Here is a 14,696-nt window from a genome sequence, read left to right as displayed (position 1 = left end):
AGCTTTGGTCTAATAATTTATTAAAAATGAAATTAGTCATTACATATTTATCTAAACAAACCTCTTGTAGAAACACAGGTAGTTGGCGTTGTAATATGTTATGATGATGTAAATATCAATTTATACAATACAAAAAAGTCCAACCTAACCGTTGGACTTTTTACATTTATAACAACAACCAAACCATGAAAAAACTATTTAACAACTACATAAACACTTTTGATGGACTATCAAAAGAAGTATGGTGGCTATCGTTAATTACGCTAATTAACAGAGCAGGTACAATGGTAATCCCATTTTTATCTTTATACCTAACAGAAGATTTAGGATTTACCTTATCAAACGTTGGTACAGTAATGACTGCTTTTGGGCTTGGATCTGTTTTAGGATCTTGGTTAGGAGGTAAACTAACAGACAAGATTGGTTACTACAAAATTATGGTATTTAGCCTATTTATATCAGGCTTTATGTTTATTGGTTTGCAATACCTTAAAACCATTTACACATTATCATTGGGTATTTTTGCGTTAATGATAGTGGCAGACATGTTTAGACCTGCTATGTTTGTTGCTTTAAGCGCTTACAGTAAACCAGAAAACAAAACACGAAGCGTTACTTTAATTAGATTAGCAATTAATCTTGGGTTTTCAGCAGGACCTGCAATTGGAGGTTTAATTATTGTTGGATTGGGTTATGGAGGATTATTTTGGGTTGATGGCATCACTTGTATTGCGGCTACATTTGTTTTAATTAATGTATTAAATCCTAAAAAGGCAAGAATACAAGACGAAATTAAAGTAGACAATCCATACTCTGCTTATAAAGACAAACCCTTTATAATATTTTTGTTTGCTTTGTTTTTATTTGGATTTATCTTCTTGCAATACTTTTCTACAATGCCTTTATACTATAGGTCAGAGCATCATTTAAGCGAGCTGCAAATTGGATTATTACTAGGTGCTAATGGTTTTTTTATTTTTTTATTAGAAATGCCATTAATTAAATATTTGGAAAACACACGTTTTGCAAAAACGTCACTAATCCTATTTGGCGCCTTTTTAACTGCCACTAGCTTTTTAATACTTAACTTTTCTAGTTGGTCAGGCATTTTAATTTTTGGTATGTTTTTAATGACCATTGGCGAAATGATAGCCTTTCCGTTTGCTAATGCTTTTGCCTTGCAACAAGCTAAAAAAGGAAATCAAGGTGAATATATGGCATTATACTCGATAGCATTTTCGTTTGCACATATCTTTGGTCACAAAACAGGTATGGAACTTGTTGAAGGTGTTGGTTTTGATAACACTTGGTATATCATGACCTTATTAGGAGGTTTATGCATGTTTTTATTATACCTATTAAAACAGTTTATGAAAGGAAAAAAATTAGCTAAATGAATTTAAATCAAGTAACCATATCCTCTAAAAATTTAGACAAATCCGTCACATTTTATAAACGTTTAGGACTGCAACTTATCGTTGACGCACTACCAAGATATGCTAGGTTTACCTGTCCCGATGGTGACGCTACTTTTTCTATACACCAAAATATAAATATGCAACCTAGTGATAATACAACGCTATATTTTGAGGATGAAAATTTAAAAGATTTAGTTTTTAAACTGAAACAAAAAGGAATAGTTTTTACATCTGATATTGAAGACAAGTCATGGCTTTGGACAGAAGCGCATTTAAAAGATCCTGACGGAAATAACATTATATTATTTAAAGCAGGAAAACATAGAAAAAATCCACCTTGGCGAATTTAAACTGGCTTTATAGCATTGTTTTTAACTACATGAGATAAAATTATTTGCGTTTTACATTCGCCATAAATAATTAATTGATCAATAAAAGCCTCTAAATGCTTGTGGTTTTTTAAAACCACTTCCATAACTATGTTTTCATTTCCGGTAATCCTGTAACAATTAACCACCTCATCAAGGGTTTTTACTTTTTCTAAAAACGGTTTTAATTTACCCATAAACGCCTGTAAAGTAATTAAAGCTTTTAACTGATAACCGACTTCAAAAGGAGAAATCAATGTGATATGATTTTGAATAATTCCTAAATCCTCCATTTTTTTTATCCGCTCTGATACAGCAGGTGAGCTTATTCCCACCTGACGACCAATAGCAGCATTGGATTGCCTAGCGTTTTGCTGTAAACATTTCAAAATTTTCCAATTCAATTTATCTATACTCATTTTTAAATAATATTTTAAAAATATATTAAATTTTAAAGTAAATATACACTAATACTTTAAAATCGAAAGTTAAAAATACTGGTAAGTCGTTATTTTTGATAAAAATTAAAACTTAAAATGTCGGCTCCAATTCCTTCTCATCTGTCAGAACTGCCTATATATAAGCAGGCTATGCAAATTTTTGTTTTATCTAGAAGCATTTCTAGCTATTTAAATCAGGATTTAGCATACTTATACGATGATGGTAAAGAAGATGCCAATATTTATGTATCAGGTGATATTGTGCAACAGTCGGTATCCTTAGCTCCAGAAATTATTAATGCAGAGTTAGAGCATTGTCGTGACAAAAAACACAGACATATAGCATCCGTAAACCGTCTAACTAATAGGCTGTATAAAAACTGTAGTCGTCTAGAGTCTTGTAACAGCAATGGTAAAGACTACTTACCAATTTTAAAAAGAGAGATTAGAAAATTTAGAAAATTGCAAACAACTTGGATGTTGACACTTTAATTATTTAAGAAAAATCAACTACTCTTGCATTATACATAAATGAGTCTTGAAAGGCTTTAATTTTAGGATTAAAGGTTTCAGAAAAAATCACAAACTTAGCTTTAGGTGCGCTTTCGCTTAATCTTAAAATGTAATTGTGATAATTATTTCTAGTAATAAAATCTGCATCGTGTAAAACAAATAGCTTCAATTCTCCTAAATGCAGACTATTTAAATGATACAATTTACTTAAACGTTTTGGTGTTGCAATCAAAATATCCACACCATAATAGACTTCTTCACGTTGTTTTTCTAAATCATGCTCTTCATAAGCACAGTAAATACGTAAATCTGTTCTTTTAGTAAAAGCTTCAAAACGTTCTTTTAATTCTAAGGTCGTTTTTTTGTCTTTAGCTATAATTACTGCTCTTGGCGAATCCTCAAAAGCTTCGGCTCCTAATTTTTGAATGGTACTAATTATCATAGCAGTAGTCTTACCGCATCCTTTTGGTCCTATTGCGTAAAGATCTGTTCCTGCCTTAATTAAAGGCATCACTTCTTTTTGAAACTTGTTAGTGGTTTCAAAACCTGCTTTTTCAATATTTTCTTTTAATGAAGGATGGTATTTTTTGAAAGACATTTATGTAATTATGATATGTAAATATTAGTGTAAACTGTAGATTACAAAGGTAGTAATTAATGGCACATTTTACAGTCTGCTTTGTCTTTAACTTCACCAACCAAAAATCCTTGGTCATTAATTACAAAATCACAACAATCCACAAAACCTTGAGCAATCATTTTTCGACCTCGTTGGATTTGTGACTTAATAGTAGGTAAGGCTAAATTTAATTGGTCTGCAATTTGTTGTTGCTTTAAGCCTTTTACATCACTTAAAAGTAGAGGTTCTCTGTACTTTTTAGGTAAACTTTTAATAATACCATGTAAGCAATCGGCTTCAGTATGTTCTAGTTTTTGTTCTTCAAAAATAAAATCTTCATCTGTTGTTTCATACACCAATTTTTTACTTCTAAAGTAGTCCAAAACGGTATACCTAGCAATAGAGAAAAGCCACGATTTAAGCTTATCTTCATCTTTCAAAGTATTTAATTTAGTATGTACTTTAATAAATGTTTCTTGCAATAAATCGTCCGCAATAACCTCGTCTTTTACTTTACTTAAAATAAAATATTTGATATCGTCTGCATGTAATTTCCAAATGTCTTTAGTATCCATATCAATTGTAATGTAAAAACGCTAATCTTGGTATAAAGTTACCAAAACTAGCGTTATTAATACTGTTTTTAAGTCATGCTTAACAGTTGCAGTTATTGCAAGTACACGTATTACATGTGCAGTTAAAACAATTTCCTTTAGAGCAACCGTCACAGTCACAAGTACAATTTATATTTTTCATAATATCTATTTTTATGGGTTCATATAATAGACGTGACTAATTAAAAAAAGATGCAAATTTGAAGTCTTTTTTTTAAAATGAAATTATTTTACCACAATTTTAGCGTGATGTGTTATTGGAAAATTACATGAGTTTGCTATAAAACATAATTGATTTGCTTTACTATGAAGGTTTTCCGCTAACGCCTTTTGAGTTTCATTTTTTATAGTTACAACAGGTTTTAATCTTACTGTTTTAAAACTTCCACTTCCTGAAGTATTCACTTCCAAATCGCCTTCTGCATCATCTGAATAACTTATTACCTCTATATTGTTTTGCGCGCAAACGTATAAATAAGACATCATGTGGCAGGATGCTAAAGCTGATAATAATAAGTCTTCTGGGTTGTATAACGTGTCATCTCCTCTAAATGGTTTTGCTGCAGACACGGATAAATCCGAAACTTTATTAGCAATGGTTACCTTATGATTTCTGCTAAAAGTTCTTGGGTTACTTGTACTTTCACCATCATTAATTGTCCATTTTACTTGTGCTTTGAAGGTGTGTTTCATCTACATTTTTTTATTGAAATTTTAAAATAATAATAATTTTATAAACAAACTTTACTTTTAAATTGAATGTGAGTTATTTATTTAGGTTATTTTTAATTATAAAACTTCAAATTAATAATTTTTATATGAAAACTGAAGAAGCAAGAGGTTATACCATCCAAAAACTAAACACAATAGAAATCACTATTGATCAGATAATTACAAATTATTTTAGTCCCAAAAATCTGAATAATTTCAACAACATTTTATTGAACAGCTCAATTCTTGAGTTTGGAAAAAAAGTCAAATTAATTAGTAGTCTTGATTTAATAGATAAAACAACATTCAGTGATTTACTAAAACTAGCATCTATTAGAAATAGTTTTGCTCATGCAGAAATAAGAAATGTAACTCATTATACTACAGGAGAAAAAAACACATTAGCAGAAATAAAAAAAATGATTGTAGTAATGAATTCAAATGGAAAAATATCAAAAAAATATATTTCTGAATTCTTAATTGAATTTGACAACTTATTCAATAAATTAACAATTAAATTAGATGAAGTTTCAAAAGCTGTAGCAAACATGAATTTTTAAAACTTTATTTACTTGAAAAAAAATAAGGACAACTAAAACAGTTGCCCTTATTATATATATTCTTTAAATAAAATTACATGTTTCTGCGATACTGACCACCAACTTCAAACAACGCTGAAGTAATTTCTCCTAAACTACAGACTTTACAAACATCCATTAACGCTTCAAAAATATTTTCGTTGTTAATCGCTCGTTCTTGTAAATCCTTAAGCAATGCTTTTGTGTCATTTGCCTCATGAAGATTAGATAACGTTTTAATCTGGAATTGCTTTTCTTCTTCTGTTGCTCTAATGACTTCCGCAGGAACAACCGTTGGAGATCCTTTACTACTTAGGAAGGTATTTACACCAACAATTGGGAATTTTCCGTTATGCTTTAATGTTTCGTAATACAAACTTTCTTCTTGTATTTTACTACGTTGATACATGGTTTCCATTGCACCAAGAACACCACCTCTTTCTGTAATTCTGTCGAATTCTAAAAGCACAGCTTCTTCAACTAAATCAGTTAATTCTTCAATAATAAAAGACCCTTGTATTGGGTTTTCGTTTTTATTTAATCCTAATTCTTTATTGATGATTAATTGAATAGCCATCGCACGTCTAACTGACTCTTCAGTTGGCGTTGTAATAGCCTCATCATACGCATTTGTATGTAATGAGTTACAGTTATCATAAATAGCGTATAATGCTTGAAGCGTTGTACGAATATCATTAAAGTCAATTTCTTGAGCATGTAAACTACGTCCAGACGTTTGAATATGATATTTCAACATTTGCGCTCTTGCATTTGCACCATATTTGTGCTTCATTGCTTTTGCCCAAATTTTACGTGCTACACGACCAATTACTGCGTATTCTGGATCGATTCCGTTTGAGAAAAAGAAGGATAAGTTTGGACCAAATTTGTTGATGTCCATACCACGACTTAAATAATATTCCACATAAGTGAAACCGTTAGATAATGTCAACGCTAATTGCGTAATTGGGTTTGCACCTGCTTCTGCAATATGATACCCAGAAATTGATACTGAATAGAAGTTACGCACATTATTCTCGATAAAATACTCCTGCACATCTCCCATTAAACGTAATGCAAATTCTGTTGAGAAAATACACGTGTTTTGTGCTTGGTCTTCTTTTAGAATGTCAGCTTGAACCGTTCCTCTTACTTGAGCAATGGTATTTGTTTTAATCTCTGCATATACATCTGCTGGTAATACTTGATCACCTGTAACACCTAAAAGCATTAATCCTAAACCATTGTTTCCTTCTGGTAAGTCGCCATTATAAGTAGGACGTTCTTTACCTTTATAAATCTTAGCTATTTTAGCTTCTACTTCTTTTTCTAAACCGTTTTCTTTAATGTAAAACTCACATTGTTGGTCTATGGCAGCATTCATAAAAAATCCTAATAACATAGGCGCAGGACCATTAATAGTCATACTTACCGACGTCATTACATTTGCTAAATCAAAACCTGAATACAGTTTTTTAGCATCGTCTAAACAACAAATACTAACCCCTGCATTTCCAATTTTACCGTAAATATCTGGTCTTAAATCTGGATCGTTTCCGTAAAGCGTTACACTATCAAAAGCGGTTGACAAACGTTTTGCTGGCAATCCTGCACTTACATAATGAAAACGTCTGTTGGTACGTTCTGGTCCACCTTCTCCTGCAAACATACGTGCTGGATCTTCTCCCGTACGTTTAAACGGATATAATCCTGATGTGTATGGAAACTCTCCTGGTACATTTTCTTGCAATGTCCAACGTAATAAATCACCCCAAGCTTGATACTTTGGTAAAGCTATTCTTGGAATTTGTAAATGCGATAACGACTCAGAATGTGTTTCTATTTTAATTTCTTTATCTCTTACTTTAAAGCTATAAATTGGATTTTTGTACTTATTTACTTTCTCATCCCAACCTGTAATAACTTCCCAATTGTAAGGATCTAAGTTTAATTTTACACGGTCAAATTCTGCAATAAGCATTTTAATTAAATCCTTTTTGTCATCCTGAACTAGTTTCAGGATCTCATCTTGATCAAGACCTTGCTTTCCTATAAAAGATTTTTCGACTGCGCTCAAGGTGACATCTCCTACAGAACCAATGGTTTTAAAGATACCGTATAATCGTTGTGCTACCTCAACTTGCGTGTTTGCTGTTTTATCGTAAGCACGATTACTTTCTGCAATTTCCGACAAGTAACGAGTACGTGATGGTGGAATAACAAAAATTTTCTCGCTCATTTCCTGAGAAATTTCAAATGTCGATTTTAAAACCGAATCCGTCTTTTCTACCAACTTATCCATGATGGCTTTGTAAAGCGTGTTCATCCCTGGATCGTTAAATTGCGACGCAATAGTACCATAAACTGGCAACTGATCTTGTGGTATATCCCAAAGATTATTGTTACGCATGTATTGTTTTTTAACATCACGAAGCGCATCTAAAGACCCACGTTTGTCAAATTTATTAATGGCAACTAAATCTGCAAAATCAAGCATGTCGATTTTTTCTAATTGTGTAGCTGCACCAAATTCTGGAGTCATAACGTATAAAGCCACGTCAGAATGTTCCATAATCTCTGTATCAGATTGTCCAATACCAGAGGTTTCTAATATAATTAAATCGTATTCTGCAGCTTTTAAAACCTGAACTGCTTCGTTTACATATTTAGATAATGCTAAGTTAGATTGACGTGTAGCCAAACTACGCATGTATACTCTTGGAGAGTTGATTGCATTCATCCTAATCCTATCACCTAAAAGTGCTCCTCCAGTTTTACGTTTTGATGGGTCAACAGATACTAAACCAATAGTTTTTTCTGGAAAATCGATTAAAAAACGACGAACTAATTCATCTACTAAAGATGATTTACCTGCACCACCTGTTCCTGTAATTCCTAAAACTGGTGTTTTAGAATCTTTATTTTTAATATGAATTTTATCTAAAGTCGCTTTAGCTACATCAGGAAAGTTTTCGGCAGAAGAAATCACTCTAGCAATTGCTTTAGGGTTTTTGGTTGGCAAAATGTCCAACTCATTACTTAAAGTATCACCTATTGCAAAATCCGATTGTTCAACCAAATCATTAATCATCCCTTGTAATCCCATTGCACGACCATCATCCGGAGAGTAGATTCTGGCAATACCATAATCCATAAGTTCCTTAATTTCTGAAGGTAAGATTACACCTCCACCACCACCAAAAATCTTGATGTGCTCTGCGCCTCTTTCTTTTAAAAGGTCATACATGTATTTAAAATACTCGTTATGACCACCTTGGTAAGAGGTTAAACAAATAGCATTAGCATCTTCTTGAATTGCGGTATTTACCACTTCATCTACACTTCTATCGTGTCCTAAATGAATTACCTCAACTCCTGTAGATTGAATAATACGACGCATAATATTTATGGACGCATCATGACCATCAAATAAGGCTGCTGCTGTTACAATTCTAACTTTATATTTTGGTTTATATGGTGTTGCTTGTGTCATTCTTAAAATATAATGGGTTTTGAGGTTGCAATTTACGGAATATTCAAAAATATTGCTCTATAATCTGTAATTATCTAAAAGTTAAAAACAAATAATTATCCCGATAAATTTACAGTAAATTTAGTTGCTAATACCAACTGAAAATGAACAAATTAACGATCTTAATCCATTGTAATGACCAATCAGGAATTATTGCAAGTGTTACAAATTTTATTGCCAATAATAATGGTAACATTGTTTACATAGACCAATATGTTGATAGAGAACAAAACATTTTTTTTATGCGTTTGGAAAGCGAATTTGAACAAAACACATTTAATACCGAAGCTTTTAAGGCTACTTTTAAACACGAGTTAGCCGATCGTTTTAAAATGAAATGGCGTATTTACTCTGCCAAAACAAAACCAAAAATGGCACTATTTGTATCCAAATATGACCATTGTTTATATGATATATTAGGACGTTACAATTCTGGAGAATTAGACGTAGACATTCCGTTTATAATTAGTAACCACAACACTTTAAAACCCATTGCAGACAGTTTTAATATACCGTTTTATCATATTCCAGTTACTAAAGAGACTAAAGCCAAAGCTGAAGACCAGCAATTAGAACTTTGTAAAAAACATGGTATAAATTTTATTGTTTTGGCACGCTATATGCAAATTGTATCCAATAAAATAATAAGTCAATATCCCAATAAGGTTATTAATATACACCACTCTTTTTTACCTGCTTTTGTTGGTGCAAAACCCTACCATTCTGCCTACAAACGTGGTGTGAAAATTATTGGTGCGACTAGTCACTATGTGACAGAGGATTTAGATGCTGGTCCGATTATTGAACAAGATGTTGCAAGAGTATCACACACACACGCAATTGAAGATTTAATTGCAAAAGGACGTGATTTAGAAAAAATTGTACTGGCAAATGCTATAAAGCTTCATCTTAAACGAAAAGTAATGGTGTTTAATAATAAGACTGTTATTTTTTCATAAAAATCATTTATCTAGTGCTTTTAAGCCTTGTGTTTATTCATAAAAAAAAGAAAATTAAAATAAAACGCAGTTTTTGTATTAAAAACGCATCCTATTAATAGGTATATTTGTGCCTTAAATTATATAACATGAAAAAAATATTAGCGTTACTAATTGTTTTAAATTTTACTGCTTGCGCAGAATTACAGCAAGTTGTTAACCAATTACCGCAAGCTGGTGGTGTTAGCGACTTAGATATTGCTGGAGGATTAAGACAAGCTTTAGACTTAGGTATTGACAAACAGGTTTCTAAATTGACACAAACGGATGGTTTTTTTAAAAACGAATTAGTTAAAATTTTACTTCCAGAGGAATTACAAAAAGTTGATAAAGCCTTACGTGATATTGGCTTAAGTAATCTTGCTGATGAAGGTTTAAAAGTATTAAACAGAGCTGCAGAAGATGCTGTTGGAGAGGCTACACCAATTTTTATTAATGCAGTTAAAGAGATTACTTTTACTGATGCTAAAAATATCCTATTAGGAAGTAATGATGCTGCAACGCAATACTTAAGTAGCAAAACACAAACTGCTTTATATGACAAGTTTAACCCAGTTATTAAGGCCTCATTTGATAAAGTTGGTGCTGACCAAATTTGGGCTAACTTAATTAATAAATATAATGCTATCCCTTTTACAAATAATGTTAATCCTGATTTAACAGATTATGTTACTGGAGAAGCTTTAAAAGGTGTTTACACTATGATTGCTGTTGAAGAGCAAGAAATTAGAACCAAAGTTGGCTCTAGAACAACTGCTTTATTACAAAAAGTATTTGCTTTACAAGATTAACCCTTTTATTAAACTTAGAATAATACTAAGTTAACATTGAAACAAAATATAAGCTAGATATTTGCATCGTATTAGAAAGCACACTTTCGTTTTTGATGCAGAGTTAGTTTAGTTAGTAATTAGAGTCTATTTTTAGGGTTAAGAATGGGCTCTTTTTTTGTGCCAAAAAATCGCTAATTATTTTGTTTATATCAATAAAAAAAGTAATTTAAATGTCTAATTACCAACCCCTAAGACCATGGACAGACTAAATTTACTAAAACAACATCAAAATAAGCTCAATAAGCGATACAAACAGCTTATAGAACAGTCTTATAATTTAAGGCAAACAGACCACGAACAAAGTGACGTATCTGCATTTAAAGCTATTAAGATTTTAAATAAGCTAAATAGATTAAAATTTTTAGCAAGAGAACAATCACAAACGGTCTCTTAATTTTTTAAAATAATCAAACGCTTTTAGTAATCTAGAACCATACCACGAAAAATACTCGCCATCCACAAAAATAACTTTTGCATTATTTGATGCATGACTAACTTCTAAAGCGTGTACCTTTTTAAAAGGATAAGGCTCACTAGATAATAATATAACCTCAGGATTGCCTTCTAGCTGCATTGCTTTTATATCGACCTCTGGATAACGATCTAGGTTAGCGTATATATTCTCAAATTTATTTAATTGTAACAAATGATTTATAAATGTTCCGTTAGCAGCGACCATCCAAGGATCTTTCCAAATAAAATAGGCTACTTTTAAACTGGCTTTTTCTTTTATAAAAATTTGAAATTCTTTTAAGTTAGTTTCAATAGTTTCGCAAATCTTTTTAGCATTATCACGTTTGTTAAAAAGCTGACCATATTGCTTTATTAAATCCAAGCAATCTACTACAGTTACAATATCTGAAACATGTACAGGACAAATAGCTTGACAATCTGACACGATATCTTGCGTATTTTCTTCTTTATTACAAAGTATAATATCAGGTTTTAATGCCTTAATTTTTTCAAGATTAATTTGCTTTGTTCCTCCCACAATTTGCTTATCTCCTTTTAAATGTACTGGATGTACACAAAATTTAGTAAGTCCAACAATACTATCTTCTAGACCTAAATCATAGAGCAATTCGGTTTGAGAAGGCACTAACGAGATGATGCATATTGGTGTTGCATCTATGTTAAGAGTATTACCTATTTGGTCTGTAAGTGTCATTTAGTTATGGCTTAAAATTGTCGTGATGTTTTTAATAATGAGATACTTAAACAAGTTCAGCATGACGTTACAAAACGATATTATTTTTATTGAAATAAGTCCAGCATTACGATTGACCGTACGACATAACATTACTATTATTACTTAAATAATGTGATACTGAAATAAATTCAGCATGACAGAACGTTCAATTGTTTATTTACTATTTAAAATAACTTCCATTTGTTGCTGTAAATCTTTTGCTTTTGCAGCTGCTGCCTGTGCAAAATCTTCGTTAGTTGAAGCATATATAATTCCTCTTGACGAGTTTATTAATAAGCCAACATTATCGTTCATTCCGTATGTACAAACGTCTTGAAGGTTTCCGCCTTGAGCGCCAACACCAGGAACTAGTAAAAAACTATTTGGAACTATTTTTCTAATGTCTGCAAAATACTCAGCCTTAGTTGCACCAACTACGTACATTAGGTTTTCAGCATTTACCCACGATTTAGAGGTTTCTAGTACTTGTTTGTACAGCTCTTTACCATCTACTGTTTTAGTTTGAAAATCAAAAGCACCTTGATTAGAGGTTAGCGCTAACATAATAGTGTGCTTGTTTTTAAAAGCCAGAAATGGTTCTACCGAATCTTTTCCCATGTAAGGAGCAACAGTAACACTGTCAAACGCTAAGTCTTCAAAAAAAGCTTTTGCATACATTGTACTAGTATTACCAATATCACCACGTTTAGCGTCTGCTATTGTAAAAATCTCTGGATGCTTTTCGTTAAGATAGTTTATCGTTTTTTGTAATGCTTTCCAGCCTTTTAAACCATAAGCTTCGTAAAATGCAGTGTTAGGCTTATAAGATACACATAAGTGATGTGTTGCATCAATAATAGCTTTATTAAACTCGAAAATAGGATCTTCGGTTTGTAATAAGTGTTTAGGAATTTTGTTTAAATCGACATCTAATCCAATACATAAAAAGGATTTTTTGATGTGTATTTGTTCTAGTAGTTGTTGTGTTGTCATGTTATAAAAAAAGCCTCAATAAAGAGGCTTGTTATTAAATATGTTGGTCACTAGCTTTTAATTTTTCTGTATTATCAGCTAATTGTAATTCGTCAATAATTTTTTGGATATCTCCATTTACAATGTTTTGTAAATCGTATAATGTTAAACCAATTCTGTGATCCGTAACACGTCCTTGCGAGTAGTTGTAAGTTCTAATCTTAGCACTTCTATCTCCAGAGGTTACCATCGTACCACGTAAGGCTGCATCTTCTTCGTTTTTCTTAGCCAACTCCATGTCGTATAAACGCGAGCGTAATACTTTAAAAGCTTTCTCTTTGTTTTTATGTTGTGATTTTTGATCCTGACATTGCGCTACTAATCCTGTTGGAATGTGCGTTAAACGTACTGCAGAATATGTTGTATTTACGGATTGTCCACCTGGTCCAGAAGAACAGAAAAAATCTACCCGAACTTCTTTAGGGTTAATCTCTACATCAAACTCTTCAGCTTCTGGAAAAACCATTACAGTTGCTGCACTTGTATGTACACGTCCTTGAGTTTCGGTTTGTGGTACACGTTGTACACGATGCACACCAGCTTCAAACTTTAAAGTCCCGTAAACATCATCTCCAGTGACTTCAAATTGGATTTCTTTAAAACCTCCATTTGTACCTTCGCTATAATCTACAGTATCTACTTTCCATCCTCTGCTTTCGCAATATTTGGTGTACATTCTAAATAAATCTCCTGCAAAAATACTAGCTTCATCTCCACCTGTTCCAGCACGAAGCTCAACCACTGCATTTTTAGAATCTTGAGGGTCTTTAGGTATTAATAACACTCTGATCTCGTCTTCTAGTTTTGGTATTGCCTCTTTAGCTTCGTCGTATTGCATTTTAGCCATGTCTACCATTTCGGCATCACTACCATCTGCAATAATTTCTTCAGCTTCTTTTAAATTTTCAGTAAATTCGATATATATCTCACGCTTATCCATTAATAAACGTAAATCCTTATACTCTTTATTTAGTTCTACATAACGCTTTTGATCTGTGATAACATCAGGTTGAATGATTAAATCACTAACCTCATCAAAACGTTGCTTAACTATTTGTAACTTCTCTAACATCTTCTTCTAAAATTGTGAAACAAAAATACGATAATTTATGAATTTGCAATACTTTAATATTGTTTGCTTACAATAAAGCATTTATTTAAAATTTCCTTTTTTAAAATGCTAAACATTTGGTCTTATAAAATCAAAATTAAGGCTTTTCAATATTTATGTCAGAAGCAAAAAACAAGTAATACCCTAAGTACATAAAGGCTAAATAGTACAAGAGTCTTTCAATAAAAAAGAAAGCATAGGCTTCAAAAAAATTAGCTATAAAACCACTTAAGTCTGTGAAAATGAATAAAAATGTAAACCCAACAAAATAAACCGCTTTAATGGAGTCGTCACAAAAATAATATTTAGCTGCTAAAGCACCAGAAATAACGCATACAATCCAATATAATTGAATGGACAACAACTGACTATAATCTAATAATGTTGATGTTTCGGATACTGCTTTATAACCAATTAATAGGTTAATAATGATAACGACTACAAATAAGCCTGTAATAGTTTTACCTAGCTTTTGATGTTTAAATTTTTTATATAAATTGACACATAATAAAGAGAATGCTAACATTTTAATTACCGAATAGGTTTCAATTATAAATGGTTGAAGATAGTACAAATCAAAAGCATCTGCGACAATCAACAAACAGATAAAACCAATTAGATTTTTATCTTTTATTTTATAAAAAACAAATAACAATAAAAAGAGACAACTTGAAACGAGTCTAACAATTTGGCTATTAAAAAAGTCCAAAAAGACTATCGATGCTATGTTTAAAATAACA

At 31.7% G+C, this 14,696-nt stretch carries 16 protein-coding genes; 7 read left to right on the top strand and 9 right to left on the bottom strand.

Annotated elements, in window-relative coordinates; translation table 11 throughout:
- The first annotated feature begins 185 nt into the window (after positions 1-185).
- Both B2989_RS02520 and B2989_RS02515 read left to right on the top strand, forming a co-directional pair.
- Positions 186-1,397, top strand: a complete 1,212-nt coding sequence (locus tag B2989_RS02520) for an MDR family MFS transporter (protein WP_292943664.1) — start codon at positions 186-188, stop codon at positions 1,395-1,397.
- On the top strand, positions 1,394-1,768 hold the full coding sequence (locus B2989_RS02515) for a VOC family protein (RefSeq protein ID WP_292943661.1): 375 nt from the start codon (positions 1,394-1,396) through the stop codon (positions 1,766-1,768). Before B2989_RS02520 ends, B2989_RS02515 begins: the two co-directional genes overlap by 4 nt.
- Here B2989_RS02515 and B2989_RS02510 read toward each other — a convergent pair.
- Positions 1,765-2,205 (bottom strand): Lrp/AsnC family transcriptional regulator, encoded by a 441-nt coding sequence (locus tag B2989_RS02510; protein ID WP_099570378.1) that lies wholly within the window; start codon positions 2,203-2,205, stop codon positions 1,765-1,767. The two genes, B2989_RS02515 and B2989_RS02510, sit on opposite strands and share 4 nt — an antisense overlap.
- Positions 2,206-2,322: 117 nt before the next feature.
- Here B2989_RS02510 and B2989_RS02505 point away from each other — a divergent pair, with 117 nt between their 5' ends.
- Entirely contained in the window at positions 2,323-2,718 is a 396-nt protein-coding gene (locus B2989_RS02505; RefSeq protein WP_145000505.1) for a hypothetical protein, read from the top strand.
- A gap of 4 nt (positions 2,719-2,722) precedes the next feature.
- Here B2989_RS02505 and B2989_RS02500 read toward each other — a convergent pair whose 3' ends face one another.
- From B2989_RS02500 to B2989_RS02490, 3 genes are all read right to left on the bottom strand, one after another.
- Positions 2,723-3,337 (bottom strand): DEAD/DEAH box helicase, encoded by a 615-nt coding sequence (locus B2989_RS02500; RefSeq protein ID WP_145000507.1) that lies wholly within the window; start codon positions 3,335-3,337, stop codon positions 2,723-2,725.
- A gap of 56 nt (positions 3,338-3,393) precedes the next feature.
- Positions 3,394-3,933 (bottom strand): sigma-70 family RNA polymerase sigma factor, encoded by a 540-nt coding sequence (locus B2989_RS02495; protein ID WP_292943649.1) that lies wholly within the window; start codon positions 3,931-3,933, stop codon positions 3,394-3,396.
- A gap of 264 nt (positions 3,934-4,197) precedes the next feature.
- Positions 4,198-4,665 carry an OsmC family protein gene (locus B2989_RS02490; protein ID WP_292943646.1) on the bottom strand — a complete coding sequence of 156 codons (468 nt, stop codon included), beginning with the start codon at positions 4,663-4,665 and terminating at the stop codon, positions 4,198-4,200.
- Positions 4,666-4,790: 125 nt separating this feature from the next.
- Here B2989_RS02490 and B2989_RS02485 point away from each other — a divergent pair, with 125 nt between their 5' ends.
- Complete coding sequence (locus B2989_RS02485) at positions 4,791-5,243, top strand: hypothetical protein (RefSeq protein ID WP_292943644.1); 453 nt, start codon at positions 4,791-4,793, stop codon at positions 5,241-5,243.
- A 73-nt stretch (positions 5,244-5,316) separates the two neighbouring features.
- On the opposite strand, the gene B2989_RS02480 is transcribed toward B2989_RS02485, so the two are convergent.
- Positions 5,317-8,754, bottom strand: a complete 3,438-nt coding sequence (locus tag B2989_RS02480) for a methylmalonyl-CoA mutase family protein (protein WP_292943641.1) — start codon at positions 8,752-8,754, stop codon at positions 5,317-5,319.
- 143 nt (positions 8,755-8,897) lie between these two features.
- Here B2989_RS02480 and purU point away from each other — a divergent pair, with 143 nt between their 5' ends.
- The 3 genes from purU to B2989_RS02465 all read left to right on the top strand — a co-directional run bounded on the left by purU (position 8,898) and on the right by B2989_RS02465 (position 11,018).
- Positions 8,898-9,752 carry a formyltetrahydrofolate deformylase gene (gene purU / locus B2989_RS02475; RefSeq protein WP_292943638.1) on the top strand — a complete coding sequence of 285 codons (855 nt, stop codon included), beginning with the start codon at positions 8,898-8,900 and terminating at the stop codon, positions 9,750-9,752.
- A gap of 128 nt (positions 9,753-9,880) precedes the next feature.
- Complete coding sequence (locus tag B2989_RS02470; RefSeq protein WP_292943635.1) at positions 9,881-10,582, top strand: DUF4197 domain-containing protein; 702 nt, start codon at positions 9,881-9,883, stop codon at positions 10,580-10,582.
- A gap of 238 nt (positions 10,583-10,820) precedes the next feature.
- On the top strand, positions 10,821-11,018 hold the full coding sequence (locus B2989_RS02465) for a Lacal_2735 family protein (protein ID WP_292943632.1): 198 nt from the start codon (positions 10,821-10,823) through the stop codon (positions 11,016-11,018).
- Here B2989_RS02465 and B2989_RS02460 read toward each other — a convergent pair.
- The 4 genes from B2989_RS02460 to B2989_RS02445 form a co-directional block, all read right to left on the bottom strand.
- Positions 11,001-11,792 carry an ABC transporter substrate-binding protein gene (locus B2989_RS02460; RefSeq protein WP_292943629.1) on the bottom strand — a complete coding sequence of 264 codons (792 nt, stop codon included), beginning with the start codon at positions 11,790-11,792 and terminating at the stop codon, positions 11,001-11,003. The genes B2989_RS02465 and B2989_RS02460 overlap by 18 nt on opposite strands.
- A 195-nt stretch (positions 11,793-11,987) precedes the next feature.
- Entirely contained in the window at positions 11,988-12,806 is an 819-nt protein-coding gene (gene pyrF, locus B2989_RS02455; RefSeq protein WP_292943626.1) for an orotidine-5'-phosphate decarboxylase, read from the bottom strand.
- Between the two features lie 34 nt (positions 12,807-12,840).
- Entirely contained in the window at positions 12,841-13,917 is a 1,077-nt protein-coding gene (gene prfA / locus B2989_RS02450) for a peptide chain release factor 1 (protein ID WP_145000524.1), read from the bottom strand.
- Between the two features lie 136 nt (positions 13,918-14,053).
- Entirely contained in the window at positions 14,054-14,554 is a 501-nt protein-coding gene (locus B2989_RS02445; protein ID WP_292943621.1) for a hypothetical protein, read from the bottom strand.
- Positions 14,555-14,696 lie beyond the last annotated feature (142 nt).

The organism is Olleya sp. UBA1516 (assembly GCF_002323495.1).
Taxonomy (GTDB): domain Bacteria; phylum Bacteroidota; class Bacteroidia; order Flavobacteriales; family Flavobacteriaceae; genus Olleya.
This window is presented reverse-complemented; position numbering and strand designations above follow the sequence as displayed.